Annotated in this window: 23 protein-coding genes; 10 read left to right on the forward strand and 13 right to left on the reverse strand. The window is 63.8% G+C overall.

From position 1 onward, the window contains the following. Positions 1–23: 23 nt before the first annotated feature. From OKW20_RS27255 to tsaA, 3 genes are read left to right on the forward strand one after another with little or no spacing between them, the layout of a single operon-like run. A complete protein-coding gene (locus tag OKW20_RS27255) occupies positions 24–1,031 on the forward strand; it encodes a FecCD family ABC transporter permease (protein ID WP_429177224.1) in 1,008 nt (335 codons plus the stop codon). Beyond that, the gene (locus tag OKW20_RS27260; RefSeq protein ID WP_429177226.1) at positions 1,028–1,852 is read left to right on the forward strand and encodes an ABC transporter ATP-binding protein; all 825 of its coding nucleotides are present in this window, start codon (positions 1,028–1,030) and stop codon (positions 1,850–1,852) included. The genes OKW20_RS27255 and OKW20_RS27260 overlap by 4 nt, the downstream gene beginning before the upstream one ends. Next, entirely contained in the window at positions 1,827–2,348 is a 522-nt protein-coding gene (gene tsaA / locus OKW20_RS27265; RefSeq protein ID WP_429177229.1) for a tRNA (N6-threonylcarbamoyladenosine(37)-N6)-methyltransferase TrmO, read from the forward strand. The genes OKW20_RS27260 and tsaA overlap by 26 nt, the downstream gene beginning before the upstream one ends. 58 nt (positions 2,349–2,406) lie before the next feature. On the opposite strand, the gene OKW20_RS27270 is transcribed toward tsaA, so the two are convergent. From OKW20_RS27270 to ligD, 6 genes are all read right to left on the reverse strand, one after another. Next, a complete protein-coding gene (locus tag OKW20_RS27270) occupies positions 2,407–2,613 on the reverse strand; it encodes a TOBE domain-containing protein (protein WP_043613318.1) in 207 nt (68 codons plus the stop codon). Positions 2,614–2,776: 163 nt separating this feature from the next. Next, positions 2,777–3,550 (reverse strand): exodeoxyribonuclease III, encoded by a 774-nt coding sequence (gene xth, locus OKW20_RS27275; protein ID WP_429177232.1) that lies wholly within the window; start codon positions 3,548–3,550, stop codon positions 2,777–2,779. Between the two features lie 13 nt (positions 3,551–3,563). Further along, positions 3,564–4,205, reverse strand: a complete 642-nt coding sequence (locus OKW20_RS27280; protein ID WP_429177235.1) for an alpha/beta hydrolase family protein — start codon at positions 4,203–4,205, stop codon at positions 3,564–3,566. A 1-nt stretch (position 4,206) separates the two neighbouring features. Next, positions 4,207–5,292 (reverse strand): tetratricopeptide repeat protein, encoded by a 1,086-nt coding sequence (locus OKW20_RS27285; RefSeq protein WP_429177237.1) that lies wholly within the window; start codon positions 5,290–5,292, stop codon positions 4,207–4,209. Beyond that, positions 5,292–6,176, reverse strand: a complete 885-nt coding sequence (locus tag OKW20_RS27290; protein ID WP_043613327.1) for a Ku protein — start codon at positions 6,174–6,176, stop codon at positions 5,292–5,294. The genes OKW20_RS27285 and OKW20_RS27290 overlap by 1 nt, the downstream gene beginning before the upstream one ends. A gap of 26 nt (positions 6,177–6,202) precedes the next feature. Next, a complete protein-coding gene (gene ligD, locus OKW20_RS27295) occupies positions 6,203–8,674 on the reverse strand; it encodes a DNA ligase D (RefSeq protein ID WP_429177240.1) in 2,472 nt (823 codons plus the stop codon). A 133-nt stretch (positions 8,675–8,807) separates the two neighbouring features. On the opposite strand from ligD, the gene OKW20_RS27300 reads away from it, so the two are divergent. The 3 genes from OKW20_RS27300 (at position 8,808) to OKW20_RS27310 (ending at position 12,839) form a co-directional block, all read left to right on the forward strand. Further along, positions 8,808–9,455: a TetR/AcrR family transcriptional regulator gene (locus tag OKW20_RS27300; RefSeq protein WP_429177243.1), complete on the forward strand. Its 648-nt coding sequence runs from the start codon at positions 8,808–8,810 to the stop codon at positions 9,453–9,455. A 163-nt stretch (positions 9,456–9,618) separates the two neighbouring features. Further along, positions 9,619–11,898 carry a methyl-accepting chemotaxis protein gene (locus OKW20_RS27305; protein WP_429177246.1) on the forward strand — a complete coding sequence of 760 codons (2,280 nt, stop codon included), beginning with the start codon at positions 9,619–9,621 and terminating at the stop codon, positions 11,896–11,898. Positions 11,899–12,029: 131 nt separating this feature from the next. After that, complete coding sequence (locus tag OKW20_RS27310) at positions 12,030–12,839, forward strand: phosphate/phosphite/phosphonate ABC transporter substrate-binding protein (protein WP_429177621.1); 810 nt, start codon at positions 12,030–12,032, stop codon at positions 12,837–12,839. A gap of 29 nt (positions 12,840–12,868) precedes the next feature. Here OKW20_RS27310 and OKW20_RS27315 read toward each other — a convergent pair whose 3' ends face one another. Further along, complete coding sequence (locus OKW20_RS27315) at positions 12,869–13,612, reverse strand: SDR family oxidoreductase (protein ID WP_429177249.1); 744 nt, start codon at positions 13,610–13,612, stop codon at positions 12,869–12,871. A 97-nt stretch (positions 13,613–13,709) separates the two neighbouring features. Here OKW20_RS27315 and OKW20_RS27320 point away from each other — a divergent pair, with 97 nt between their 5' ends. After that, positions 13,710–14,618 carry an AraC family transcriptional regulator gene (locus OKW20_RS27320; protein ID WP_429177253.1) on the forward strand — a complete coding sequence of 303 codons (909 nt, stop codon included), beginning with the start codon at positions 13,710–13,712 and terminating at the stop codon, positions 14,616–14,618. A gap of 128 nt (positions 14,619–14,746) precedes the next feature. After that, entirely contained in the window at positions 14,747–15,334 is a 588-nt protein-coding gene (locus OKW20_RS27325) for a YqaA family protein (protein ID WP_043613341.1), read from the forward strand. 16 nt (positions 15,335–15,350) lie between these two features. Here the strand turns inward: OKW20_RS27325 and OKW20_RS27330 are convergent, their stop codons facing one another. From OKW20_RS27330 to OKW20_RS27345, 4 genes are all read right to left on the reverse strand, one after another. Continuing rightward, complete coding sequence (locus OKW20_RS27330; protein WP_429177258.1) at positions 15,351–16,790, reverse strand: amidohydrolase family protein; 1,440 nt, start codon at positions 16,788–16,790, stop codon at positions 15,351–15,353. Then, entirely contained in the window at positions 16,783–17,889 is a 1,107-nt protein-coding gene (locus tag OKW20_RS27335; RefSeq protein ID WP_429177261.1) for an amino acid ABC transporter permease, read from the reverse strand. Before OKW20_RS27335 ends, OKW20_RS27330 begins: the two co-directional genes overlap by 8 nt. A 3-nt stretch (positions 17,890–17,892) precedes the next feature. Then, a complete protein-coding gene (locus tag OKW20_RS27340; RefSeq protein ID WP_429177264.1) occupies positions 17,893–19,041 on the reverse strand; it encodes an amino acid ABC transporter permease in 1,149 nt (382 codons plus the stop codon). A gap of 175 nt (positions 19,042–19,216) precedes the next feature. After that, positions 19,217–20,248, reverse strand: coding sequence for an amino acid ABC transporter substrate-binding protein (locus OKW20_RS27345; RefSeq protein WP_192449757.1), 1,032 nt, complete (start codon positions 20,246–20,248; stop codon positions 19,217–19,219). A gap of 239 nt (positions 20,249–20,487) precedes the next feature. On the opposite strand from OKW20_RS27345, the gene OKW20_RS27350 reads away from it, so the two are divergent. Both OKW20_RS27350 and OKW20_RS27355 read left to right on the forward strand, forming a co-directional pair. Next, positions 20,488–21,174, forward strand: coding sequence for a GntR family transcriptional regulator (locus OKW20_RS27350; RefSeq protein ID WP_043613592.1), 687 nt, complete (start codon positions 20,488–20,490; stop codon positions 21,172–21,174). 165 nt (positions 21,175–21,339) lie between these two features. Continuing rightward, entirely contained in the window at positions 21,340–22,929 is a 1,590-nt protein-coding gene (locus OKW20_RS27355; RefSeq protein WP_429177269.1) for an ABC transporter substrate-binding protein, read from the forward strand. Positions 22,930–22,989: 60 nt separating this feature from the next. On the opposite strand, the gene OKW20_RS27360 is transcribed toward OKW20_RS27355, so the two are convergent. Continuing rightward, positions 22,990–23,664, reverse strand: a complete 675-nt coding sequence (locus OKW20_RS27360) for an HAD family hydrolase (protein WP_429116754.1) — start codon at positions 23,662–23,664, stop codon at positions 22,990–22,992. 113 nt (positions 23,665–23,777) lie between these two features. After that, a complete protein-coding gene (locus OKW20_RS27365; protein WP_429177272.1) occupies positions 23,778–24,449 on the reverse strand; it encodes a metallophosphoesterase family protein in 672 nt (223 codons plus the stop codon). Positions 24,450–24,521: the final 72 nt, after the last annotated feature.

A 24,521-nucleotide genomic window follows, 5' to 3' on the forward strand; every position in this document is an offset into this window, starting at 1 on the left:
ACCGGAGACAGGAAACATCGGAAATGACGGCCGACGGGCCCAAGGGCAATCTCTGGCTCCTCGTCGGCCCTCTCCTACTGCTGGCCCTGGTGTCGATGTCGGTCGGCAAATATGCCGGCCCTGCGGAGATCGCCGGGGCGCTGCGCGCGGCCCTGTCGGGACAGCCGAGCGATCCCGTTCTTTCGACCGTGCTCTGGAATGTGCGGCTGCCGCGCGTTGCAGGCGCGATGCTGATCGGCGCGGCACTTGCCGCAGCCGGCGCCACCTATCAGGGGCTTTTCCGCAATCCGCTCGTTTCGCCGGATATTCTCGGCGTTTCCGGCGGCGCCAGTCTCGGCGCCGTCATCGGCATCTTTCTGTCGCTGCCGGTCCTCGCAATCCAGGCGATCAGCTTTGCCGGCGGGTTGCTTGCGGTGGCTGCGGTCTATGCTGTTGGCTTGGCGATCCGGGGACGCGATCCGGCCCTGACCTTGGTCCTGGCGGGGATTGCCATCGGCGCCCTTGTGGGCGCTGGCATATCGCTGATCAAGATCCTTGCCGATCCCTATGACCAGCTGCCGGCGATCACCTATTGGCTGCTCGGCAGCCTGACGGCGATCACCCGTCTCGACATCGTCTCGATCCTGCCGGCGCTTTTGATCGGGCTGGTGCCGCTGGTGCTTTTTCGCTGGCGCATGAACCTGATGACGCTTGGCGACGAGGAAGCCCAGACCTTGGGCGTCGACACGCGTCTTACCCGCGCATTGCTGATCGCGGCGGCGACGCTGATCACGGCGGCGGCCGTCTCCGTCAGCGGCGTCATCGGCTGGATCGGCCTCGTCATCCCGCATATCGCGCGCATGCTCGTCGGCCCGGACTTCCGCCGTCTGCTGCCGGCGTCGATGATCGCCGGGGCTGCCTATCTGCTTGTTGTCGACATGCTGGCGCGCAGCATAGCGCTTATCGAAGTGCCGCTCGGCATTCTGATGGCGGCCGTTGGCGCGCCCTTCTTCCTATGGCTGCTCGCCTCCGGCCGGAGGGCCTGGCAATGACGCTGGAGATCAGGAATCTCGCCTTCGGCTATGGCCAACGCTCGGTGGGTGAGAATGTCTCCCTGTCGCTTGCATCCGGCGAGGTTCTGGCCCTGCTCGGCCCCAACGGCGCCGGCAAGACGACGCTGTTCAAGACTGTCCTCGGTCTCCTGCCAGTCAAGGCTGGAGACATTCTCCTGGACGGGCGACCGCTTTCCGCCTGGCCACGGCGTGAGCGCGCCAAGCAGATCGCCTATGTGCCGCAAGCGCATGCTGCACTTTTCCCCTTTACGGTGCTGGAGGTTGTCTTGATGGGGCGAGCCCCTCACCTCGCGCCGTTCTCCTCGCCTGGCACCCGCGATCGCCGGATTGCTCTGGACGTGCTTGCCGGCCTTGGCATGTCCCACCTTGCCCTGCGCGCCTATACAGAGATCAGCGGTGGCGAGCGCCAGATGGCGCTGATCGCTCGCGCGCTGACGCAGGAACCCGCCATCCTCGTCATGGACGAGCCGACCGCCAATCTCGACTACGGTAACCAGATGCGGGTGCTTTCGCATGTCCGGGCGCTGGCGGAACAGGGGCTCTCGGTTGTGCTTTCGACGCACAATCCGGATCACGCCTTCCTTGTCGCGGACCGCGTCGCCCTTCTCCATGCCGCAAAGCTTATCGCGCTCGGCTTGCCCAAGGACGTGTTGACGCCCACCGCCCTCAAACAACTCTACGACATCGATGTGGTGATCGGCTCGATCGACGGCAGCGAGGCCCGCCTCTGTGCTCCGCGCCTCACCGCCCCCTCTGCAAGGAAAGGAACAGACCATGGTTCGCCAGAACGAAATCCGTGAGAACGAGGTGGCCGTGGCGCCGCCCGCGCCAACCGACGCCGGTCTCGTCTTTATCGGCCGCATTTCCACGCCCTGGACGTCGCGCATGGAAACCCCACGCCAGGGGCGGCATGACGGCCCGGTCTGCCGCATCGAAATCTTCGAACCCTGGGTTCTCGCTCTGAAAGGCGTGGAAGCGTTCGAGCGACTGGAAATCCTTTACTGGCTCGACCGCTCGCGGCGCGACCTGGTGCTGCAGAGCCCGGCCAGCAACGGCGAAGTGCACGGAACATTTTCACTGCGTTCGCCGGTTCGGCCGAACCCGATAGGTACCTCGATCGTCAAGCTCGAGGCCGTGGAAGGCTCGAGGCTTCTCGTGCGCGGTCTCGATTGCCTCGACGGTACGCCGCTCATCGACCTCAAGCCCGACCGGACGCTGTTCAAGCCGATTGCGCCGCCACAGCGCGGCGACTTCGAGACCGGCGACGGCAACGTGCATCATTGCCAGAAGGCGTAATCCGGCCGCGGTTTGGCAGGGCGCGATGGTCGTTTCGCGCGCCCTTGCCGCAAGCCTATCAGTCGATGCCGACCATGACGTCCGAGGCCTTGATGACCGCGTAGGCTTCGCCGCCAACCTTCAGGCCGAGTTCGTCGACCGACTCGTTGGTGATAGCAGCCGTCACGATCGAGCCGCCGACGTCGATCCGGACATGGGCGGTGGTCGCGCCCTTGACGACTTCGACGATTTTGCCCTTGAGGCGGTTGCGTGCGCTGATTTTCATGCGGTTCTCCTTCGTGTTGGCTAGTCTGAATGTCGCGGTGGCCGCATTCATCCGCTAGGCCGGACGGGGTTTATCCCGGATCGGCGCTGCGAATAGCAGCCTGCAAGGCGAAACAGTATCATCGTCGCGCAGGCACGTGCAGTCTCCCCGCTGCATTGTCATGTCAATCGCGGAGCGTGATCCACACCGGCGCATGATCGCTCGCGCCCTCCATGCCACGAACTTCACGGTCGATGCCGGCATCGGTCAGCTTGCGGGAAAGCTTTCGGCTGAGGAGCATATGATCGAGCCGAAGCCCCGCATCGCGCTGCCAACGATTCCGGCGATAGTCCCAGAAGGTGAAAAGCTGTTCTTTCGGGTGTTTTTTGCGCAAAGCGTCGAGCCAGCCCTGATCGAGAAGGTCGCGGAATGCGGCGCGGCTTTCCGGCTGGACCAGCGCATTGTCGTCATAGGAGGTCGTCGGGTAGATGTCGCGCGGCTCCGGCACGATGTTGTAGTCGCCGGCAAGCACGACAGGCAGGTCGAGCGCGTAGAGCTCGGCCGCATGCTTGGCCAGACGCTCGTGCCAGCCAAGCTTGTAGACGAACTTGGGGCCCGGCTGCGGGTTGCCGTTGGGCGCGTAGAGGCAGGCGACCAGGAGGCCGCTGACGGCAGCCTCGATATAACGAGCCTCGGCATCCGACGGGTCATGGTCGAGCCCGACACGGGTCAGCACCGGCTCGCTGCCGCGGGCGAGGATCGCCACACCGTTCCATGCGGATTGTCCCTGCCAGACCGCGCCATAACCGGCCGCCTCGATCGCCGAGCGCGGGAACTGCCGATCGGTCGCCTTCAACTCCTGCAGGCAAACGATGTCCGGCTCCGCCTCGCCCAGCCAGGCGATCAGGTTGTCGAGCCGCCTGTTGATGCCGTTGATGTTGAAGGTGGCGATCTTCATCCCGGCGATCGGATCAGCGTGTCAGCCGGGCAGCCCAGGCTGCCACCGCATCGGCCAAGGTCCTCAAATGATCGGCGGTCGAAAAGCCGGAAATGCTCTTGCGCGGTTTGAGGTCATGGTCTCCGTCCTCGAGCCACAGGACTTCGATCGCATCGGAAAGCACGTAGTTCTGCACTTCCTCGCGCGTGCCGAATTCGTCGCGCGTTCCCTGGCAGATCAGCGTCGGCGTCTTGAGGTCGGCCAGGTGCTTGGTGCGCAGCTGCTCGGGCTTGGCCGGCGGATGAAAGGGATAGCCGAGGCAGAGCAGCCCGGTGATCCTGCCGGCCGCATGCAACGGATCGGCGACCATACTCGCGACGCGTCCCCCCATCGACTTGCCGCCGATGATAAGTGGGCCTTTGACGTCCAGATCGTCGATGGCGGCGAGGTATTCGGGATTAAGCGTGTCGGCGCGGGGCGGCGGTTTGCGCCCCTCCACCGTGCGCCTTGCCGCCATGTAGCCGAACTCGAAGCGCGCGACACGAAAGCCTGCCGTCGCAAGCGCCCCTGCGGTCGCGGTCATCGACGCCGAATCCATCGGCGCGCCGGCGCCATGGGCAAGGAGGATGGTGACCGCGGCATCGTCGGGTCCGTCGAAGAGAAATTTGCCACCCATATCAGCCTGCTGTTCTCGGGCGGTCCTGCAGGTCGACATATTGCACGCCGCGCGCCGCCGTTCGCGCCCATTCGCTATCGCTATCGAGTTCCAGATAGCGGCTCCACCAGCGCCTCGCCTCCGCGAGATCGCCGGCATCGAATTCGAGTTTCGCCAGATTGAAGACGGCGTCGGCATAGTCGCCGTCGATATCGATCGCCTTCCTGAGATGCCGGCGTGCTGCGTCGATCCGCCCCCGTTCGTTCATCAGCCCTGCGAGGTTGAACCAGGCCTCGACGAAGGATGGATCGAGCTTGATGGCACGGGCGTAATCATGGGCGGCCTCAAGCTCGCGCCCCGCCGCCTTCAGGCAATTGGCGCGGTTGAAGGCCGCGACCGAATCCGTCCGGTCCATGGCAAGATAGCGCTGATAGAAGGCCGCAGCCTCCAGGTAGTCGCCATTGGCTTCCGCCTCCTCGGCCAGATCGAAGAGGTCTTCGAGGGCGCCATCGTCCGGTGTATCGAGATCGAAGAGCAATTGCCCATTCAGCTCGCTCAGGCCCTCGGCGCTGCGGGCGTAGATCGCATCGGTGCCGCCATGGTGTAGCGAAAGCGCCGTCAGCGAGGCAACCGGTCCGGAGCGATGAACGGACCGTGCGATCGCGCTCCAACTCGCCCCGCTGGCAATCAGCTCGGCATATTTTCGGGCGAGGATGAGGTCGCGGAACGAATAAGGCTCGCTGTCATGCTCGAACGCGTCGAACAGGGAGAGCAGGTCGAAGACGCGCGGCGAGAGCCTCGCCTGATCGATCAGCGACTGGCGACTGAGCGCAGACGCAACCGGCACCGACATCAACCCCAGAAGGCGAAGAAAACCGTTCTCACTGACAAGCCACCGCCCAGACGTTTGTTCGCCATCGAAGCGGGCTTCGATCTGCGCCTCGCTCGATTTGGCAAGCAGGCTGCGGCCGAACACCAGATAGGTCGTCTGGCGCGTGAGGCCGCGACGCAGGTGGCCGTGCTGGCGCTCGACCTCGCGCGCCAGCAGCCGGCGCGGGAAGGCCGAGAGCGCCCCGACGATACCGAATGTCTGGCCTGCTACAGCCATCAGGCTTTCTTCTTCGCGGCCGGTTTTGCCGCCGTGCGCTTGGCCGGCGCCGCCGCCTTGGAGGTTTGCTTGGCCGCCGGCTCGGCCTTGGGCTTGCTCTTTGCAGGCGGCTTCGACTGCGACAGGCTCGCCTTCAGCGCATCCATGAGGTTGATGACGTTGCCACGCTCAGGGGCTGCCGCAATGATCGGCTTGTGACCTTTGAGCTTCTCGCGGATCATCTTCATCAGCGCGATCTCGTAGCGGTCCTCATAGTTCTTCGGATCGAAGACCGTCATCTTCTGCTGGATCAAAGCTTCGGCGAGTTGCAGCATTTCCGGGTCCGGGTGACCAACGGGTACATTGCCAAAATATTCAGCCGTTCCGCGCACTTCGCTCGGGTTTCTCAATGTACACACGAACATCCCGGTTTCGCGCGCACCGATTGTCACCACCCGTTCGCGGCTCGAAAGCACGAGCCGCGCGATCGCCACCTTGCCGCTCTTTTTCAACGCTTCGCGCAGCACGACGAAGGTTTCCTCAGCCATCGCGCCGTCTGGGGCGAGATAATAGGGCGCATCCTGGTAGATCACGTCGACGGAGCCTTCGTCGACGAAGGCCTCGATGTTCATCGTGTGGTTGGATTCGATCCTGACGCTGTCGAGATCGCTGTCCTCGATGATGATGTACTTCTTGTCTTCGTATTCGTAGCCCTTGACCAGATCCGAGCGCTCGACGAGCCCGAGTTCGGGATCGACCGGCTTCATGTTGATCCGGTTATGGGTGTCCTTGTGAAGTTGATTGAAGCTGATGCGCTCGCTCGAACTGGTCGCCGGATAGAGCCTGACGGGGCAACTGACGAGACTGAGTTTGAGGTAACCTTTCCAACTTGCCCTGGGCGCCATTGATGTCTCCTACGCGGCCAAACGCATTACGTCCTCGTTTCGGACAGAAGCGGCAGTTCCTTGGCAAAGTCGTCGATATCCGCCCAGGGATCGCCGAAAGTATCCAGAAGTCCAGGCAGCGAAGAATAGTTCAAATCCTCCGGAGCGTCGATAGTCTCCAGATCCGCCCACTGAAGCGGAGCCGAAGCCGGCAGATTGGTGCGTGCGCGCAGCGAATAGGGAGCGGCCGCCGTGTGGCTGCGGGCATTGCGATGGAAGTCAATGAAGATCCGCTTGACGCGGTTTTCCTTGCCCATGGTCGTGGTGAAAGTCTGGGGTGCAGTTGCCGCCAACCGGGTGGCAATCGCGCTCGTCGCCTGGTGTGTATTCTTCCAGTCCAGCTTCGGTTTGACCGGCACCACGACGTGGATACCGCTGCCGCCTGACGTCTTGACGAAAGGAACGAGGCCGAGCGCTTCGAGCTCGCCGCGTATGTGGACGGCCGCCTCGACCACGTCGCGCCACGAGATCCCCTCGCCCGGATCGAGATCGAAGACGACGCGGTCGGGCTTTTCCAGCCGCGCGCGCCGCGAACCCCAGCTATGAAGCTCGATCACGCCGAACTGGGCGAGCGCCAGATAGCCCTTCGTGCCCTCGATCGAGAGGAAAGACTTGCTCTCGCCCTCGGAATTGGTCGCGTTGAAGCTGACGATCGAAGGTGGCATGCCGGTGAAGGGATGGCGCTGGAAGAAGCAATCGGCCTGCTTTCCCGTCGGGCAGCGGAAAAGCGACACCGGGCGGCCGAGGATATGCGGCAGCATGAAATCTCCGACCAGCGCATAGTAGACGGCAATGTCGAGTTTGGTCGGTCCGGATCTTCCGAACACCCGGCGGTCGGCATTGGTCACCTGGATCGTCGCCAGGTCGGCGTCGGTGATCAGCCGCTTGCGCGGCGCCGTCGCCGGGGCCGAAAGCTCGACGTCGCGAAGCCCCTTGAACACCGCGTGGCGCAGCACATTGTCGGTCGTGCGGTTGGAGTAGTGGATGCGGGCCGATAGCACCGGCCGCACCCAGAGAATTTCTTTGGGCGCGCCATCGAGCGCCGTTTCGCCACCGCTCAGGGCTTCCAGCCGCGCGAGTAATTGCTTGGCTGTCGCCGCATCGAAGCCGGTCCCGACCTTGCCGCGGTAGTGCAGCTCTCCGTCCACCCATTCCCCAAGCGCCAGTGCCGCAAGGCCTTCGGCCGCCTCCGAGACGGTGTAACCCGCAATCACGAAGTCCTCGCTTTGGAGCGCTTTCGTCTTGGTCCAGGTATGAGTGCGTCCGCTACGATAGGACGAGGAAGCGCGCTTTGAGACGATCCCTTCCAGCCCCAGCTCGGACGCCTGATCGTAGAGCCCGCAGCCGTCGCCCTTCACATGGTCGCTGAACTGAATGGCTGAACGGCTCGATATCTGCCCTTGAAGCAGTTGCGCCAGCAGCGCTTTGCGCTTTTCCAGCGGAGCTTCGGCAAGGTTCCAGCCGTCGAGATGGACGATGTCGAAGGCATAGAAGACGAGCTTGCCATCCGTCCCGGACGATAGAGCCTCCTGCAACAGCGAGAAGCGGCTGATGCCCTTGTCGTCGAGAGCGACGATCTCGCCATCGATCATCGCCTCCCGACAGGGCAACTTGCCGAATGCGTCTGGCAGATCGCCGTAGCGCTTCGTCCAGTCGAGCCCGCTGCGTGTGATCAGCCGCACTGAGCCATCCGAGATATCCGCCATCGTGCGATAACCGTCGAACTTGATCTCGTGCAACCAGGCTTGTTTTTCCGATGGTCCTCCGGGTGGCTTCGGGGTCGGGCTGGCCAGTTGCGGCTCGATCCGCTGCGGCTTCGGACCTTTCACGGCGCCCGTCAGCGAACCGGGCTTGAGGACGGCCGGCTTTGCCACTTTCGTCGGTTTATTCGGCGGCTCGACCAACTCTTCGATCCGCCGCCCGCTTTTCACGCTCTCCGGACGCGCCGTCAGAATGTCGACATCGGGATCGGCGGCGGGATCATGCTCCTTGAACAGCAGCCAGTTGCGCTTGTCGTCGTCGTCCGTTTTCGGCTTCAGCCGCGTCAGCATCCAGCCGCCATTGAGCTTCTCGCCGGCGAGACGAAACTTGAACGCGCCCGTTCTCAGGCTTTTCTCGATATCGTCCATCGGCGCCCAGACGCCGGTGTCCCAAACGATCATCGGCCCGCCACCATACTCACCCTCGGGAATGACGCCCTCGAAGTCGATGTAGTCGAGCGGATGATCTTCGGTCTCGACGGCCAGCCGCTTGTCGGCGGGGTTGAGCGAGGGCCCCCTGGGGACCGCCCAGCTTTTGAGCACGTCGCCCACCTGCAATCTCAGATCATAGTGATCGGCAGTGGCGTGGTGCTTGTGCACGACGAAACGATTGCCCTGCCCGCCGGTTTTTCCGGCAGGCTCCGGCGTCCGGGAAAAGTCCCGCTTCGCACGATAGGTCGTGAGTTTCGACGTCGCCATGCGGCAAAGCTAGAACGTGTTCGCAAAGGTCGCAATATCCGTCACGGCAAGGACGCGCAGCCCAGAAATTTCGGAAAACAATTGCTTTCGCAACTCGGCCAGCCTAGAAATTTGATGAATTTGGAAAGCTGCCATGATCGAAAAGCAAAAGACGCCACGCTCGCGCGGCCGTCCCCAGGTCCGGCCGGACGACGAGACGCGCCAGGTGATCGTCCTGTCTGCCGAACGGCAGTTCTGCGACTTCGGCTACGAGACGGCGAACATCAATATCATCGCCCAGAACGCCGGCGTTTCCACCAAGACGCTCTATCGGCTGTTTCCGACCAAGGCCGATCTGTTCGAGCGCGTCATCTCCCTCCGGATCGCGGAGTTTGTGCTGGAAGCAGATGAAGAGAACCTCGAAGATCTGGGCGTAAGGGGTGGCCTGGTGCACCTGCTTGCCGCCTACGGACATCTCGTGCTCTCGCGCGACACGATCGCGATCATCCGCCTGGTGCTCGCCGAGGCAGAACGCTTTCCGGAAGTTGCCGCCACCTTCTGGGAACAGGCGATCCAGCGAACGAGTGCCACCTTGGAGCGATGGCTGACGACACAGGTGGCCGAGGGCCGGCTCGCGGTCGCAGACCCGCGTCTGGCCGCGGGCATGCTGCGCGGCATGATGGCGATGGAGCCGCAGCGCGCCGTCATGATGGGGTGCCTTGGCACGATCGACGAGGCGGCGATCACGGCACGGGCCGAAAGCTGCGCCGACATCTTCCTGACGGGCGCCTTGCCGAGATAAGCCCTGCGCTCCACGGCAAACTTTGGCGATGTCATCCAGCTGTCATCAAGCTGTAACGTGAGGCCGTATAACTCTCCGCGCGGAAGCCCTTCCGCCGGACGCATGAGGCGTCGCGACCAGCCTTCGGCATGGCCTGCTCCCCCTTGCACGTCCGGTGATTGTTATGCGTTTGTCCGCGAAGCTTCCTCTCGCTGCGGCGGCTCTGGCCGCCTTTTCCATTGCCGCCACCAGCCTTGCCAGCCTCACGGTCAGCGGCAATCTCTCATCACGCGCGGCGATCGAGAAGCTGGAGGCGCTTGCCGATGCCCGCCGCAACGAGCTTCGCCATTACCTTACCACCGTGGAAAATGACCTGCGCAATCTGCAGGCGCAGAAATCCGTCGCCAAGGCGCTCAGCGATCTGAATGGTGCGGCTGCCAAGTTCGGCGACAAGACCGAAAACGAACTGCAGCGCCGGTATCTGGCGGAAAACCCCAACGCCGAAGACAAGCGCGCGCTCTACGGTTCCGCAGGGATCGACGACTACGATACGCTGCATGCGCGCTATCACCCGTTCTTCCGGCGCTTTGCGGAAGCCCACGGCTATCGCGACGTGCTGCTCGCCAACCTCAGCGGTGACGTCGTCTACGCCCTCAACAAGAAGGGCGATTTTGGCGTCAACCTCAAGAACGCTGACTGGAAGGATACCGGCCTTGGCCGCGTATTCCGGGAGACGGCCGAGGGAACGGACAAGAGCAAGCTCGCCTTTGCATCCTACGAGGCCTATGCGCCGCTTGGCGGCAGCGCCGCGGCGTTCATCGCCATCCCCCTGGAATCGATCGACGGCAAGATCGGCACGCTGATCCTTGAAATGCCGGACGGGCGCATTAGCGAAATCGTCGGCAACCGCACCGGCCTTGGCGAAACCGGCGAGACGATCCTGCTCGACACCAGCGGGTTTTTCCTCGCCGACAGCGCCGCCACGCCCGACAACGATATGCTGGAGGCCCGGATCGCGACCGACCAGCCAGCGGAAGACGGCATCATCAGCAGCAGGCTTACGGATTTCCGTGGCGAGGAAGCCCAGATGGCGGCAACCAGCCTTGATGCATTCGGCACGCGCTGGACCATGGCCGCGGTCATGACCTCGCGAGAGGCTTTTGCCGCGGTTACCGCCTTGCGCAACTGGACGCTTGCAACGGCACTCGCCGTCCTTGCGGCCGCGCTGGCGATCTCGGTCTGGTATTCGCGCCGACTGACGCGCCCGATCACCGGTCTCGTCCACGACATGAGCCGGCTCGCCGATGGCGACACGACGATCGATGGTGTCGGGGTCACCCGCAGGGACGAGATCGGCGACATGGCCCGTTCCGTCCTCGTTTTTCGCGACGCCCTTCGCGACCGCGCCCGCCTCGAAACCGAGGCAGCGGAAACGCGAACCATGATCGAAGCGGAACGGCACGGCCGCGAGACGGCGCAGGCGGAGGTGTCCCGCCAGATCAACGATGCCGTCGAAATGCTGGCTTCGGGGCTCGAACGCTTGTCCCATGGCGATCTGACAGCCCGCATCGACCGCCCCTTCAGCGCCGGTTTCGATCGCCTGCGCTCGGACTTCAACCTGTCGCTGGAGAGCCTCGCGATCACGCTTGGCGACGTGAAGGCGAGAAGCGCCGAGATCGACGGCGAAACCGGCGAGATGCGCGACGCCATCGGCCAGCTCGCCAAGCGCACCGAACATCAGGCGGCGACGCTGGAAGAGGCAACCGCAGCGCTCGGCGCAATCACCGCCACCATCGGCCGCACCGCCGAGCACGCCACATCGGCAACCGCGATCGCGGCCGCCGCCAAGGCGAGTTCCGACCGTTCTGGTCAGGTGGTGATGAATGCCGTCGGCGCCATGGCCCAGATCGAAAAGGGATCCGTCGCCATTTCGCAGATCATCGGTACGATCAACGACATCGCCTTCCAGACCAACCTCCTGGCGCTGAACGCGGGGGTCGAGGCGGCTCGCGCCGGCGAAGCGGGCAAGGGATTTGCGGTCGTTGCCCATGAAGTTCGCGAACTGGCGCAGAAATCGGCGCAGGCCGCCCGAGAGATAAAGGCGATCATCACGACGTCGGCCGAGGAAGTGGGAAAGGGCGTTTCTCTGGTTCGGGCAGCCGGCGACGCGCTCGACGAGATCTCCGGCCAGATCCACGCGATCAACGAGCAGACGCTGCAGATCGCCGGCGACGCGCGCGACCAGGCGACCGACCTGCAGCACATCAACCAGACCATGCTGTCGCTGGACTCTGTGACCCAAAAGAACAATGCGATGGTCGAGGACAGCACGGCCATGACCCACAGGCTTTCAAGCCAGGCGTCGGGCCTGTTCGATCTCGTCGAGCGCTTCCGTACGGCATCCGACGGAGGTCGATCGGAGACGCGCGCCCTGGAGTCGGTCCACCTTCGCCGCACGGCCTGACCTCCGCCACTCTGGCGGAAGCCATCCATATGCGTACATGCCACCCGCTTTGGCGCGGCGGCCATGGTCTTGACGCTTCCCCGAGCACATTTTACGCCATGGCGAGAGTGCTCATCGAGCGTGGGGAAATCATGCGGATAGCCAGTCTTGCGATGTATGTCAGCCCTCCGCCGCTCGCGGCAGCAACAGCAACGCTCTGGGCGTTCCTGCGCGACGACCTGCGGCGCGAGGGCCTGACGGATGTGCCCGACCGCTTGGACGCTGCCCTCCATCATGCCGACGCCTGGCTTCATCCGGCGCTGCTGCTCGCGCAGACCTGCGGCTATCCCTACGTCCGGCACCAGCGCGGAAAGGTTCGCCTTGTCGCCACACCGGTCTACGGGCATCCGGGCTGCGACGGCGCCGACATGTGCAGCTTCATCATCGTGCGAGCAGACGGCCCGGTCCGTTCCCTCGAAGATCTCCGGGGGACACGGGCCGCCATCAACGATCCCGTCAGCAATTCCGGAGCAAACCTGTTGCGGGCGACGATCGCCCCCCTCAGCCGAAATGGCCGGTTCTTCTCATCTGTTGTTGAAACCGGCAGCCATCTGGCAAGCATCGATGCGGTTGCAACAGGCACTGCAGACGTGGCCGCGATCGACTGCGTGACCTTTGGCAACACGCAAAGGTTTGATCCGGGACGGGTGTCCAGGCTGCGGGTCTTGACCACCACCGCGAGCACGCCGGGCCTGCCGCTCATCACCCGCGGCGACGCCTCGGACGACGAGCTTTTGTTGCTGCGCGGTTCACTCGGACGCGTAATCACGGAGCCCACCTTGGCTGAGGCCCGCGATGTGCTCTCCCTAAGGGACTTCGCGGTCCTGTCGGATGCGGATTACGAGCCTGTGGCGGAACTCGCGCGGTTCGCACATCGTCTCGGCTATCCCGCGATCGCCTGAACACGCGCAAGCTGCCGGGGTCAGGCGCGTCAGCTTGCCTGTGCCAGCGCCACCGCATCGGCGCCAGCCGGGAAATGTAGTTGGGCGGACACATCGTTTGCCGCCTGCCAGACAGCCTCCGCGACGTCGGCCTCGGTCGTCACCAGTGGCGGTGTTGCAAATTGGACGAAGATTGGCGCTGCGAAATCGGCATAGGCCTCGGGGATCAGGTCCTCGACGCGTACCGCGGTGTTGTGGGCGAAGCGCGTGGTCGGCGCATAACCCGGTTCGACCAGCTTGACGCGGATATCGAAGGCCGCAAGCTCATGGGCAAGCGAACCGGTAAAGCCGGTGATCGCGGTCTTGCTTGCGGTATAGGCGGCGGCCAGCGGCATGGAAGCAAGCGTTACGCTCGAGGTGACGTTGACGATCACGCCGGACCGGCGGGCGCGGAACTGCGGGATCACGGCCTGGGTCATCGCCATTGTGCCGAAGGTGTTGGTGTCGAAGATCTTGCGGATATGACGCATCGGCGTCGCCTCGAAGGCACCCACCACGCCGACGCCGGCATTGTTGACAAGTGCATCGATCGGGCCGCTTTCCGCAATGGCGGCTGAGATGCTGTCGGGATCGGTGACATCGAGTGCCAGCAGGCGGAGCCGCTGCGCGGGTGGCAGGATGTCGCGTCGGGGCGAGCGCATCGTCGCGATCACGTTCCAGCCTTCGGCATGGAAACGGCGCGCAGTCTCCAGTCCGTAGCCGGAAGAGCAGCCAGTGATCAGTACGGTCTTCATAACGTTTTCCTTCGTGGTTGCGATGGAACCGGAATACCGCGGCGACTTCGGATGATCTACGACTTGAAGTCCGTATTACGTTTGCTATCGTCCTGATATGACAGATCCCCTCTCGCAACTCATTCAGCTTCTCCACCCACGCACCGTGTTCACCAAGGGCATCAGCGGCGCCGGCCGCTGGGCGGTTCGCTACTCTGAATTCGGGCATCCGAGTTTTTGTACCGTCATCGAGGGATCGTGCCGGCTGGCAGTCGACGGCGAGGCGCCGGTAACGCTGCAGGCAGGCGATTTCGTTTTGTTGCCGCGCACGCCCGGCTTCACCATGTCGGGCTTTGAGCCGGTGCAGCCGACCTTCATCGATCCCAAGGCGGTTCCTTCACCGGTCGGCGAAGTTCGCCATGGCAGGCAGGACGGCGAACCGGACGTGCGCCTGCTCGGCGGCTATTTCGTTCTCGACTCGCCCGACGCCGGACTGCTGGTTTCGCTGCTGCCGGCATTGATGCACCTGCGAGGGATAGACCGGCTTTCGACGCTCGTCCGCCTTGTGGGCGAAGAAGCACGCGACGAACGTCCCGGCCGCGATCTGGTTCTGGCGCGGCTTGTGGAAGTGATGCTGGTCGAGGCGCTGCGATCCATCGAAGGGGAGAGCGCTGCACCCGGCCTCTTGCGCGGGCTGGGAGATGCGCGGCTGGCGGCGGCCATTCGCCAGCTCCATGCTGATCCGGCCCGTGACTGGACCGTGGCGGAACTGGCGCACGAGGCCGCACTGTCCCGATCCGTCTTCTTCGAGCGCTTCACCCGCGCCGTTGGGCTGCCACCGATGGAATATCTGCTCGTCTGGCGCATGGCGATCGCCAAGGACCTGCTGCGGCGGCGCGAACTGGACCTTGCAGCTGTCGCTGAACGGGTCGGCTACAGCTCGGCAAGCACCTTCAGCACCGCTTTCAGCCGCCATGTCGGGCAGCCGCCAGGGCGCTACGCTCGCTTGGCCGTGGCCGCCCAATAACGCCGGCACGGCTTTTCGTGAGAATTATCTCAAATACAGAAGCCAGCCACATTTACACCCTGCTCTCGGGCCTATAGACGAGCCTTGGGGCCCGTAACGGACCCTGGGCCAACAGAGAACCGCACCTCATGCTCCGACGCCTGTACGATTGGACAATGTCGCTCGCGACACGGGAGACCGCCATTGTCTGGCTTGGCATCATTGCCTTCGTCGAAAGCTCGATCTTCCCGGTTCCGGCCGATCTTCTCCTGATCCCGATGGCGCTGGCGCGCCCGGAGCGGGCCTGGCGTTATGCGCTCGTGGCAACTGTCTGCTCGGTTCTCGGCGGCATCGCCGGCTGGTATCTCGGCCATTACGCCTTCGACACGCTCGCCAGACCGCTGCTCGAATTCTACGGCAAGCTCGACACGTTCGAGCACCTGAAGGCCTCGGTCGACAGCGAGATGCTGGCGTTGCTGCTTGTCACCTCGGGCCTGGCGCATCTGCCGCCGATCAAGGTCGTGACCATCCTTTCGGGCGCCGCCAACATCAATCTCGGCCTGTTCATCGTCTCGGCGATCATTGCCCGCGGCGCACGCTTCTTCCTGCTCGCCTGGCTACTGCGGCGTTTCGGCGAAGAGATCCGGGACTTCCTCGAAAGGCGTCTTGGCGCGCTGGCGGGTGCGGCGGCGACAATCCTGATCTGCCTCTTCGCCGCACACCGCTTTCTGTCCTGACGGATCGCGCCTGGAACTACCTGCGCGGCAACGAGAGGGGCGCAAGCGTCCCGATCGCCCGACCCTTCGTGTCGTTCTCAGCCGCCTTGCGGCAAGCGTAGTCCTGCGCTTCCTGTAGCTTTGCAAGAGCGCCGTCATAGTCGATCGACGTCGGGCGGCCGTCACTGACGACGCAAGCACCATCCACATGCACACGCTCGATCGCCCGCTCGGCGGCGCAATGCAGGAGATTACGCAAGGGGTCGTAGACCGGCTGCATGGCGTGGTGCCTGAGATCGACCACCAGGAAATCCGCCTTCGCGCCGACGGCGATCCGGCCGATGTCGTCACGGCCGAGCGCCCGGGCGCCGGCGGTCGTTGCCGCCTCGAGGATGTCGCCAGTCGAAACGTCGAAGACGGACTTGCCCGAGAGCCGCGCGCAGATCATCGCCTGGCGCATTTCTTCGAGCATGTTGAACGGGTAGCTGTCGGTTCCGAGCGCGACGTTGACGCCGGCGCGGCGATAGCGGCCGACCGATTCCAGCGCCATGCCGCTGCGCGAAAAGGTGACCGGGCAATGGGCGACCGTCGTCTGTCGATCGGCGAGCAGGCGCAGATCGATCTCCGTGCGCTGCCGCGTCCAGGAATGGCTGTCGACGAAGATGCAATGGCCGAGGATCAGGTCCTTGCCGAGCAGACCCAGCTTCTCGAGATACTGCACGGCCGTCAGCCCGTGCCGGCGCAAGAGTTCCTCGTGCTCGGTCATGGTCTGGGCGGCGTGGATGGTGATCGGCATGCCGCGCTCACGCGCCGCCGCCAGCGCATCCTGCAGCAGTTCCGGCGAGCAGGTTTCGATCTGCGACGGTGCGACGACGCCGCCAAGGCGGCCCGAGGGGTGTGCATTCGCCGTATCGACAACCTCAAGCGCTCGCGCAAAGGCTTCGCGCCCCCGCGCCTTGTCCCAGCGGAAGTCGAGACGATGGCTGTCTTCCACGTGCCATTGCGCTTCGCGGAAACCCGGCGCGACAAAGGCGCGTGCGCCGCTCTTGGCAAGCGTCGGCAGCCAGCTCGCATGCGGGCCGGCAATATCGAGCAGCGTAGTCACACCACTGCGCATCAGGTCGCCGACCATGACCGTCAGCGACGCCTCGATCGCGTCGTCGTCGATTTCCAGAAGGTTGGAGTATTCGTACAGCGCATTGCCCCAAAGCGCTGCCGTCCCCATGTCCTCGAATATGCCCTTGGAGATCGGCTCCTCGCCCGAATGGCAATGCACGTTGACGAAGCCCGGCATGATCATCCGGTCGCGGCCGGAACTCTCGCTGGCATAGGGACCGTCATAATGGCCGCCGACATGCACGAAGCCCGCGTCGTCATAGGCGACGTCGGCGTCGTTGAGATAGACATGGCCATTAAGCTCGCGGTCGAAGGCGACGAGCGTATGCGCTTTGCGGATGACGTGGATCTCTTTAGTCATGCGTGGTCCTGAAATATTGCTCGAGGAAACGGCTGTAAGCCCCCATGAGGGCGCTGAAAACGAAGTATACGACAGCGGCGAAGACATAACCCTCCAGCACTGCGATACCCTGCCATTGCGGGTCGCGCATGGCGGTGCGGACGGTATCGAGGAAATCGAGCAGGCCGACGATCGTCACCAGCGTCGTATCCTGGAAGAAGCCGATGAACAGGCTGACCAAGGGCGGTATGACCTTCTTCAGCGCCTGCGGCAGCACGATCTTGCGCATGATCTGCCAATAATGCAGGCCGAGCGAATGGCCGGCCTCGACCTGCCCCTTGGGAACCGCCTGCAGGCCGCCGCGCACGATCTCGGCGATATAGGCGGCGGCAAAGAGGATGATCGCCACCTGCGCCCGAACGAGCTTATCGATGGTGATGCCATTGGGCATGAACAGGGGCAGCATGACCGTCGCCATGAACAGGATGCTGATCAGCGGCACCCCGCGGACGATCTCGATGAAGCCGACGCCGAGGACGCGGATTGCCGGAAGGTTCGACGCACGGGCGAGCGCCAGCGCAATGCCAAGCGGGAGCGCGCAGGCGAGCCCGATGAAGGAGAGCATGAAGGAAAGCGGCAGCCCGCCCCATTGCGTCGTGGGCACGACCGTCAGGCCGAAATAGCCACCCGCCATCAGCACATAGAGCACCGGCAGGACGACGGCGATCCAGGTGATCAGCAGTCCCCGCCCCCAGACCTTCGGCACCATCGAGACGAGACAGGCGCCGAGAAACAGAAACATGGCCGTCAGCGGACGCCATTGCTCTTCGAACGGATAAAAGCCGAAGAAGATGTAGCGCATCTTTGCCGACAGGAACGGCCAGCAGGCACCGCTCGTTGCCTTGCACTCCGCCGGCGTGCCGACAAAGGTGGCGTCGACGAAGAGCCAGCCGATCGCGAGCTTGGCGACTGCAAAGACCGTGCCGAGGCAGAGGATGGTGATCAGCGCATTGCCGGGCGTGCCGAAATACGCGCTGAACCAGCGGCCGCGCGCCGCCGGCGGCGCTTCGCGGCTCGGCGCAAGTGCCGCGCTGCTCACGAGGGTGTCGACCTGTGTCATGGCTCAGCGCTCCCTCAGCGCGACCCGCGCATTGTACCAGTTCATCACCAGCGAGATCAGGATCGACAGACCGAGATAGACGCCCATGAAAATGGCAATGGCTTCAATCGCCTGGCCCGTCTGGTTCATAATCGTGTTCGAGACCATCACCAGATCCGGATAACCGATGGCGATCGCGAGCGAGCTGTTCTTGAACACGGTCAGATAGGTGTTGGTGAGCGGCGGAATGATGATGCGCAGCGCCTGCGGCAGGATCACGAGCTTCAGCGTGCGGGCTCGCGACAGGCCAAGCGCTGTCGCCGCCTCCCACTGCCCCTTGCTCACCGCCTGGATGCCGGCGCGAACGATTTCAGCGACATTGGCCGACACGCTGAGCGTCAGGCCGAGCAGAAGCGCCACGAATTCGGGGCGCAGGTGGTAGCCGCCGCTCAGGCGGAAGCGGCCGAGTTCCGGCACGTCCCAAGCGACCGAGATGTCTGCGAAGAGTAGGGTTGCGGCGAGCGGCAGCAGAAACGCGATCGCTACGAACAGAGCAATCGGCCGCTCCTTGCCGGTGACGATGCGGCGGCGGCCGAGAACGCGCGCGGTGACAAAGGCGGCGGCAACGCCGACGACCAAGGCGGCGGCCAGCGCGGCGAAACCGCTCTGCCAGTGCAGCGCCGGCGTGACCAGACCGCTGTTCGACAGAAACACGCCAGGCAGCATCTCTATCGCCTGCTTGACCGGCGGAAAGACGGAAATGATCAGCGAGTACCAGAGCAGCAGGTAAAGCAGCAGCGGTACGTTGCGCAGCGCTTCCACATAGCCAAGCATCAGGCGCGACAGTACCGGATTGTGCGACAGCCGCCCGATGCCGACCAATAGCCCAAGAACGGTGCCGAACAGGGCGGCGAGCAGCGAAACCTTGACGGTGTTGGCGATGCCGACGAGGATCGCGCGACCGATCGTATCGGTCGGCTCATAGGTGATGGCGGATTCGGTAATGACAAATCCGGCCTGGCGGGCCAGGAAGCCGAAACCGGTCGCAATATCCTGCTTGGCAAGATTGGCGCTTGCGGTGCTGAACATCACCCAGGCGACGAGCAGCACGACGCCGACGGCGATCACTTGATAAAGATAGGCGCGAATGCGCGCATCATAAAACAGGGGCATCGGCACCCGTCCCTTGGAGCACAATGATCTCGGGCCGGCACGACCCAAGATCAGAACCTGATCGATTTCCATCGTTTATAGTACGGGCGGCATGCCACGCGCACTCTCCACAGGCCGATTAGGGAGCACCATGTGGAGACGTGGACCCGCGCGAAACGCGCGGGTCCGTCAATTCTCAACGGAACGGCGGTGCGTAGAGCAGTCCGCCTTCGCTCCAGCGCGTGTTCGGGCCACGCGTCAGGCCAAGTGCGGTCTTGGTGCCGAGGTTGCGCTCGAACACTTCGCCGTAGTTCCCGACGCCCTTGATGATGTTGTAGCCCCACTTGTTGTCGAGGTTCAGCATCTTGCCGAGTTCTTCGCTGACGCCGAGCATGCGCTGGATCTCCGGATCCTCGCTCTTGGTCATCTCGTCGACATTGGCTTGGGTGATCCCACGCTCTTCGGCTGCCATCAGCATCCAGGCAGACCAGGAGACGATGTCACGCCAGTTGGAATCGTTCTGGCGAACGGCGGGCGCCAGCGGTTCCTTGGAGATGGTTTCCGGCAGGACAACGTAATCATCCGGGTTGTTGGCAACCGCGCGGATCGAGGCAAGGTCCGAACGGTCGGACGAGATCGCCTCGCAACGGCCGGAGAAGAAGGCATTGCGGTTTTCGTCCGGGCTTTCGAAGACGACCAGTTCGAACTTGCCGCCGATCGAGCGGAAGAAGTCGCTGAGGTTCTGGGCGGTGGTGGTGCCCGGCAGCGTGCAGATTGCCGCGTCGGTCAATTCCTTGGCGCTGCTGACGCCGAGCGACTTCGGGACCATCAGACCCTGGCCGTCGTAGAAGACGGTCGGACCGAAATCGAGCCCGAGCGAGGTTTCGCGCGAGAAGGTCATGGTCGTCTGGCGCGACAGCATGTCGATCTCGCCGGACTGAAGCGCCTGGAAGCGCGTATTGATGTTGGTGAGGACGAAGTCGACCTTTTCCGGGTCGCCGAACACGGCAGCCGCGACGGCGCGGCAGACGTCGACGTCGAAGCCCTCCATGTGCCCCTTGGCATCGGCCGTCGCAAAGCCCGGCGTGCTCATCGAGACGCCGCAGATCAGCTTGCCGCGGGCCTTGACGGTTTCGAGCGTCGTCGCAGCGTTGGCAGTGGTCGCGGCCACCAGGCCGACGGCGATGCCAGCAACTGTCGCACAGAGCTGCAGAATCCTGCTGTTCATGAATTCCCTCCCATTGGCTGTTCCCTTTCAGGCCTTCTCAGGTCGCACGGTCCTCTCCGCACGCCTCCTCCCGAACCGGCCGGCGCCGCGTTGTTTGTCGGCGCCTGCAATTGCATACGACAAGAGAATACAAACATCAACATTATTGTATACAATATTGACGACCATTTGTGCGGACGTTATCGAAGACAGGGGACATGTTCGGCCGGTCTCCGATCGGCCCGTTGAGGGAGGCAACCTTGTCTGAGAAATCTAGCCGCAGCGAAGTGGTCTACAAGCTCTTGCGACAGGCGATCCTGGAGCAGGCTCTGAGGCCCGGAACGAAGCTTTCCGAAGACACGATCGCCGACCATTTCAAGGTCAGCCGCACCAGCGTCCGGGCGGCCCTGGTCCGGCTCAACGCGGAAGGCATCGTCGATTTGCGTGCCAACAAGGGCGCCTGCGTGGCCGAGCCGACATTGGAGGAAGCCCGCGACATCTTCGCGCTGAGGCGCATGCTCGAAGCCGAGGTGATCCGGCGGCTCGTCGCCGATCTCGACGCTGCCGGCGTCAAGCGGCTGCAGCAGCATGTGAAGCAGGAGGAGACTGCACTTTCCGACCATGGACCGCTTTCGATCCGATTGGCCGGCGAATTCCACATCCTGCTTGCCGAACTCACGGGTTCCCAGGCGCTGACGCGTTTCGTCCGCGAGATCGTCTCGCGCTGCTCGCTGATCCTCGCCCGGTTCGCGCGGCTGCATTCGCCGGAATGCGCCGTCGACGAGCATGTCCAGATCATCCGTGCCCTGCAATCGCGCGACACCGCCACGGCGGAGCGGATCATGCTCGAACACCTCGACGCGGTCGAGCTTCGCGCCGAACTCGACACCGACAAGACCGAGCCGGACATCTCCGCGATCCTGCAGCGCTACGCCCGCAAGGGCTGACGCTGCACCCACCGTTTCCGGCGCAAGCGGTCGCGGATACGACTTTCTTTCGCCGATCTGCGGCACCATCTGTCGCGCGGCAACACACCAGGCGCGGCATCTGCCTCCAATATCTGCAACGTTACCGGTTACGCCGGGTGGGTCTTGCAAGGGAGGGAGTAAGGCATGCCAATTGAACTGGAATTCATGAGCAAGCAGGTTGCCGCGGGCCGGCTGTCGCGGCGGGAGTTTCTCGGACGCGCCGCGGCACTGGGGATAACCGCCGCCTCGGCGAACCTGCTGCTCGGCCAGGCGGCCCGCGCCGCAGGGCCGGTCAAGGGCGGAACACTCAAGGCGGGCCTCGTCGGCGGGGAATCGACGAACAGCCTGGACCCGGCAACCTGGGCAAGTCAGGTCCCCTATACGCTCGGGCGCTGCTGGGGCGAACAGCTCGTCGAAGTGTCGCCGACGGGCGAGATCGAGTACCGGCTTGCCGAAGCCTACGAGGCGACCCCGGACGCCAAGACCTGGCGCTTCAAGATCCGCAAGGACGTGACCTTCCACAACGGCAAGGAACTGACCCCGGCCGACGTGGTGGCGACGTTCGAGCGTCATGGCGACGCGGACTCCAAGTCTGCGGCCCTGCCCTTCGTTCAGGACTTCGAGACGATCAAGGTCGATGGCGACAGCGTCGTCATCACGTTGCGCGCGCCGAATGCCGACCTTCCCTACATCGTCAGCGATTACCACCTGATGATCCAGCCGAACGGCGGCAAGGACGACCCGACGGCGGGCATCGGCACCGGCCCCTACAAGGTCGTCTCCAACGAGCCCGGCGTCAAACACATCGCCGAGCGGCACGAAGGCTATTGGGGCTCGGCCGAGCGCGGCCATGCCGATCAGATCGAAATCGCTGTCATCAACGATTCGACCGCGCGCACCGCGGCTCTCCAGAGCGGCCAGATCCACATGATCAACCGCATCGAGCCCAAGATCGTCGCCCTGATCAGCCGCCTTCCGGGCGTCGTCATCCGCAACGTTCCCGGCAAGGGCCACTATGTCTTCATCGCCCATTGCAACACGGCGCCCTTCGACAACAACGACCTGCGCCTGGCACTGAAATATGCCGTCGACCGCGAGGAGATGGTGGCAAAGGTGCTTGCCGGCTACGGCACGGTCGGCAACGACACGCCGATGATCAAGGGCTATCCGCTGTTCGACAACGACATCGAGCAGCGCGTCTTTGATCCGGAGAAGGCAAAATTCCACTACAAGAAATCCGGCCACAGCGGCTCGGTGCTGCTTCGCACCTCCGATGTCGCCTTCCCCGGCGCCGTCGATGCGGCGCAGTTGTTCCAGATGAGCGCCGCCAAGTGCGGGATCACCATCGACCTGAAGCGCGAACCGGGCGACGGCTACTGGTCGGACGTCTGGAACAAGCAGCCCTTCAGCATGTCCTATTGGACAGGGCGGCCGACGCAGGACCAGGTCTATTCGATCGCCTACCTCTCCAAGGCCGAGTGGAACGACACCCGCTTCCTCCGGGAAGACTTCGACAAGCTGATCTTTGCGGCGCGTGGCGAACTCGACAACGGCAAACGCAAGGCGCTCTATCGCCAGGCGGCGATGATGCTGCGCGACGAAGGCGGCGTCATCGTGCCGATGTTCAACAACTACATCGACGCGACCAACGACAAGGTCGGCGGCTGGATCGACGATCCGAACGGCGAACTGATGGGCGGGCACGCACTGACGAAATGCTGGCTCAACGCTTAAGGCCAGCGACGTAAATGACGGGAGGTCGGCAAGCGGCCTCCCGGCCTCAACGACGGTATTTCAAGCGGTCGGGCGCAACGATACCGTGCCGTCAGTTGCGCGCTCCACCGCGATGTCGTGGTAGCGGGCAAGCGTCATGTGCGGCGTACCTTCGGCGGCCGCATGCGCACCGGTGACGACGACGACATCGGCACCGGCTGCGAGCCCGGCCAGAATTCCGGCCGGCGCGTCTTCAAACACCAGGCAGTCTTCCGCACGCACGCCCAACCGCTCAGCCGCCATCCGGTAGCCCTGCGGATCGGGCTTGCCGACGGAAACATCCTCGCCGGTGATCATCAGCCGCGGCGTCGGAATGCCGGCAGCAGCGAGACGGCGCACGGCGAGATCGAGCGGCGCGGACGTCACGATCGCCCACCTTTCCGGCGGCAGCGAATTCAGGAAGTCGACCGCACCGGGAATCTCGACGATACCTTCCACGTCGGCAATCTCGGCCAGAGCCAGGTCATAGGCTTCCTTCTCCGGGTCGATGTTCGGCAGCTCGAGATTGCGGATCGTGTCGACGGCGCGCACGCCATGCACGGTTTTCGTAAACTCGACCGGGTCGAGACCATTGCGCTCCGCCCAGGCGCCCCAGACACGCTCGACCACGGCCATGGAGTTCAGCAACGTGCCATCCATATCGAACAGGAGGGCAGCAAAATTCTTCGTGAAAACGGATGAAGGCGCGGCGTCCAAGGCAATCCCCTGAGATGATGAGACGGGCGGCAAAGGCTTCGCCCAGCGGAGAAGCCACACCTACTACCGCAGAGCCGCCCGCACAATGCCATTTACACCACCGATGCTACCGCTCACTCGACGCGCCAGGCGGCATTGCTCGCCGTCAGGAAATCGATCGGTCCGCCCGGCTGATCGTCGTCGAAGATGGCGCAGGAGAGGATACCGCTGAACACCGCGCCGGAATCGACATTCGTGCGGTTTCCGACCGTGCGCGGATTGGCCGTACTCGGCGTGTGGCCATGACAAAGATGCCGGCCCCAGTATTCGCCGGAATAGTCTTCGGGCGGCCGGATCCAGAGAAAGACCCCGTCGTCCTGCTGTTCCAGCGGCCGCGTGTCGTCGACGCCGGCATGCACGAAGATGCGAAAGCGCTCGACCAGGATCGTGGGCAGTTCCTTGATCCATTTCAGGTGCCGCCCGGGAACCGTGCCGTCGTAGGAGATCAGCGTCTCGCGGCCGCCGTTGACCAGCCACCAGTCGACGTCGCTTTCGCCGCTGCTTGCGCCCCAGAGCATTTCCTCGTGATTGCCCTTGAGGGTCTGCCAGGTCCAGCCGGGCTTGGTCGGGCCGGCCATGATCAACTCGATGACAGCGCGGCTGTCCGGCCCCCGGTCGATGAGGTCGCCGAGAAAGATCACCCGGCCCGTCGGCGCATAGTCTTCGATTTCATCCAGCAGCGCGCGCAGCTGGTCAAGGCAGCCGTGAATATCGCCGACGGCGAACGTCAGATGCCGGACGGCCATGCATTCACTCTCCAAATTCCGATAGCGGGCGACGGCCGTGTCGAGGCCGAAAACATCGCCAGATCAAGGCGC

Source organism: Ensifer sp. LBL, from assembly GCF_050435225.1.
Taxonomy (GTDB): domain Bacteria; phylum Pseudomonadota; class Alphaproteobacteria; order Rhizobiales; family Rhizobiaceae; genus Ensifer.

What these genes read in the sequence shown, in the direction of transcription:
- OKW20_RS27255 (WP_429177224.1), top strand. Translation starts at nt 24, where the DNA reads ATGACGGCCGACGGGCCCAAGGGCAATCTCTGGCTCCTCGTCGGCCCT.
- OKW20_RS27260 (WP_429177226.1), top strand. Translation starts at nt 1,028, where the DNA reads ATGACGCTGGAGATCAGGAATCTCGCCTTCGGCTATGGCCAACGCTCG.
- tsaA (WP_429177229.1), top strand. Translation starts at nt 1,827, where the DNA reads ATGGTTCGCCAGAACGAAATCCGTGAGAACGAGGTGGCCGTGGCGCCG.
- OKW20_RS27270 (WP_043613318.1), bottom strand. Translation starts at nt 2,613, where the DNA reads ATGAAAATCAGCGCACGCAACCGCCTCAAGGGCAAAATCGTCGAAGTC.
- xth (WP_429177232.1), bottom strand. Translation starts at nt 3,550, where the DNA reads ATGAAGATCGCCACCTTCAACATCAACGGCATCAACAGGCGGCTCGAC.
- OKW20_RS27280 (WP_429177235.1), bottom strand. Translation starts at nt 4,205, where the DNA reads ATGGGTGGCAAATTTCTCTTCGACGGACCCGACGATGCCGCGGTCACC.
- OKW20_RS27285 (WP_429177237.1), bottom strand. Translation starts at nt 5,292, where the DNA reads ATGGCTGTAGCAGGCCAGACATTCGGTATCGTCGGGGCGCTCTCGGCC.
- OKW20_RS27290 (WP_043613327.1), bottom strand. Translation starts at nt 6,176, where the DNA reads ATGGCGCCCAGGGCAAGTTGGAAAGGTTACCTCAAACTCAGTCTCGTC.
- ligD (WP_429177240.1), bottom strand. Translation starts at nt 8,674, where the DNA reads ATGGCGACGTCGAAACTCACGACCTATCGTGCGAAGCGGGACTTTTCC.
- OKW20_RS27300 (WP_429177243.1), top strand. Translation starts at nt 8,808, where the DNA reads ATGATCGAAAAGCAAAAGACGCCACGCTCGCGCGGCCGTCCCCAGGTC.
- OKW20_RS27305 (WP_429177246.1), top strand. Translation starts at nt 9,619, where the DNA reads ATGCGTTTGTCCGCGAAGCTTCCTCTCGCTGCGGCGGCTCTGGCCGCC.
- OKW20_RS27310 (WP_429177621.1), top strand. Translation starts at nt 12,030, where the DNA reads ATGCGGATAGCCAGTCTTGCGATGTATGTCAGCCCTCCGCCGCTCGCG.
- OKW20_RS27315 (WP_429177249.1), bottom strand. Translation starts at nt 13,612, where the DNA reads ATGAAGACCGTACTGATCACTGGCTGCTCTTCCGGCTACGGACTGGAG.
- OKW20_RS27320 (WP_429177253.1), top strand. Translation starts at nt 13,710, where the DNA reads ATGACAGATCCCCTCTCGCAACTCATTCAGCTTCTCCACCCACGCACC.
- OKW20_RS27325 (WP_043613341.1), top strand. Translation starts at nt 14,747, where the DNA reads ATGCTCCGACGCCTGTACGATTGGACAATGTCGCTCGCGACACGGGAG.
- OKW20_RS27330 (WP_429177258.1), bottom strand. Translation starts at nt 16,790, where the DNA reads ATGACTAAAGAGATCCACGTCATCCGCAAAGCGCATACGCTCGTCGCC.
- OKW20_RS27335 (WP_429177261.1), bottom strand. Translation starts at nt 17,889, where the DNA reads ATGACACAGGTCGACACCCTCGTGAGCAGCGCGGCACTTGCGCCGAGC.
- OKW20_RS27340 (WP_429177264.1), bottom strand. Translation starts at nt 19,041, where the DNA reads ATGCCCCTGTTTTATGATGCGCGCATTCGCGCCTATCTTTATCAAGTG.
- OKW20_RS27345 (WP_192449757.1), bottom strand. Translation starts at nt 20,248, where the DNA reads ATGAACAGCAGGATTCTGCAGCTCTGTGCGACAGTTGCTGGCATCGCC.
- OKW20_RS27355 (WP_429177269.1), top strand. Translation starts at nt 21,340, where the DNA reads ATGCCAATTGAACTGGAATTCATGAGCAAGCAGGTTGCCGCGGGCCGG.
- OKW20_RS27365 (WP_429177272.1), bottom strand. Translation starts at nt 24,449, where the DNA reads ATGGCCGTCCGGCATCTGACGTTCGCCGTCGGCGATATTCACGGCTGC.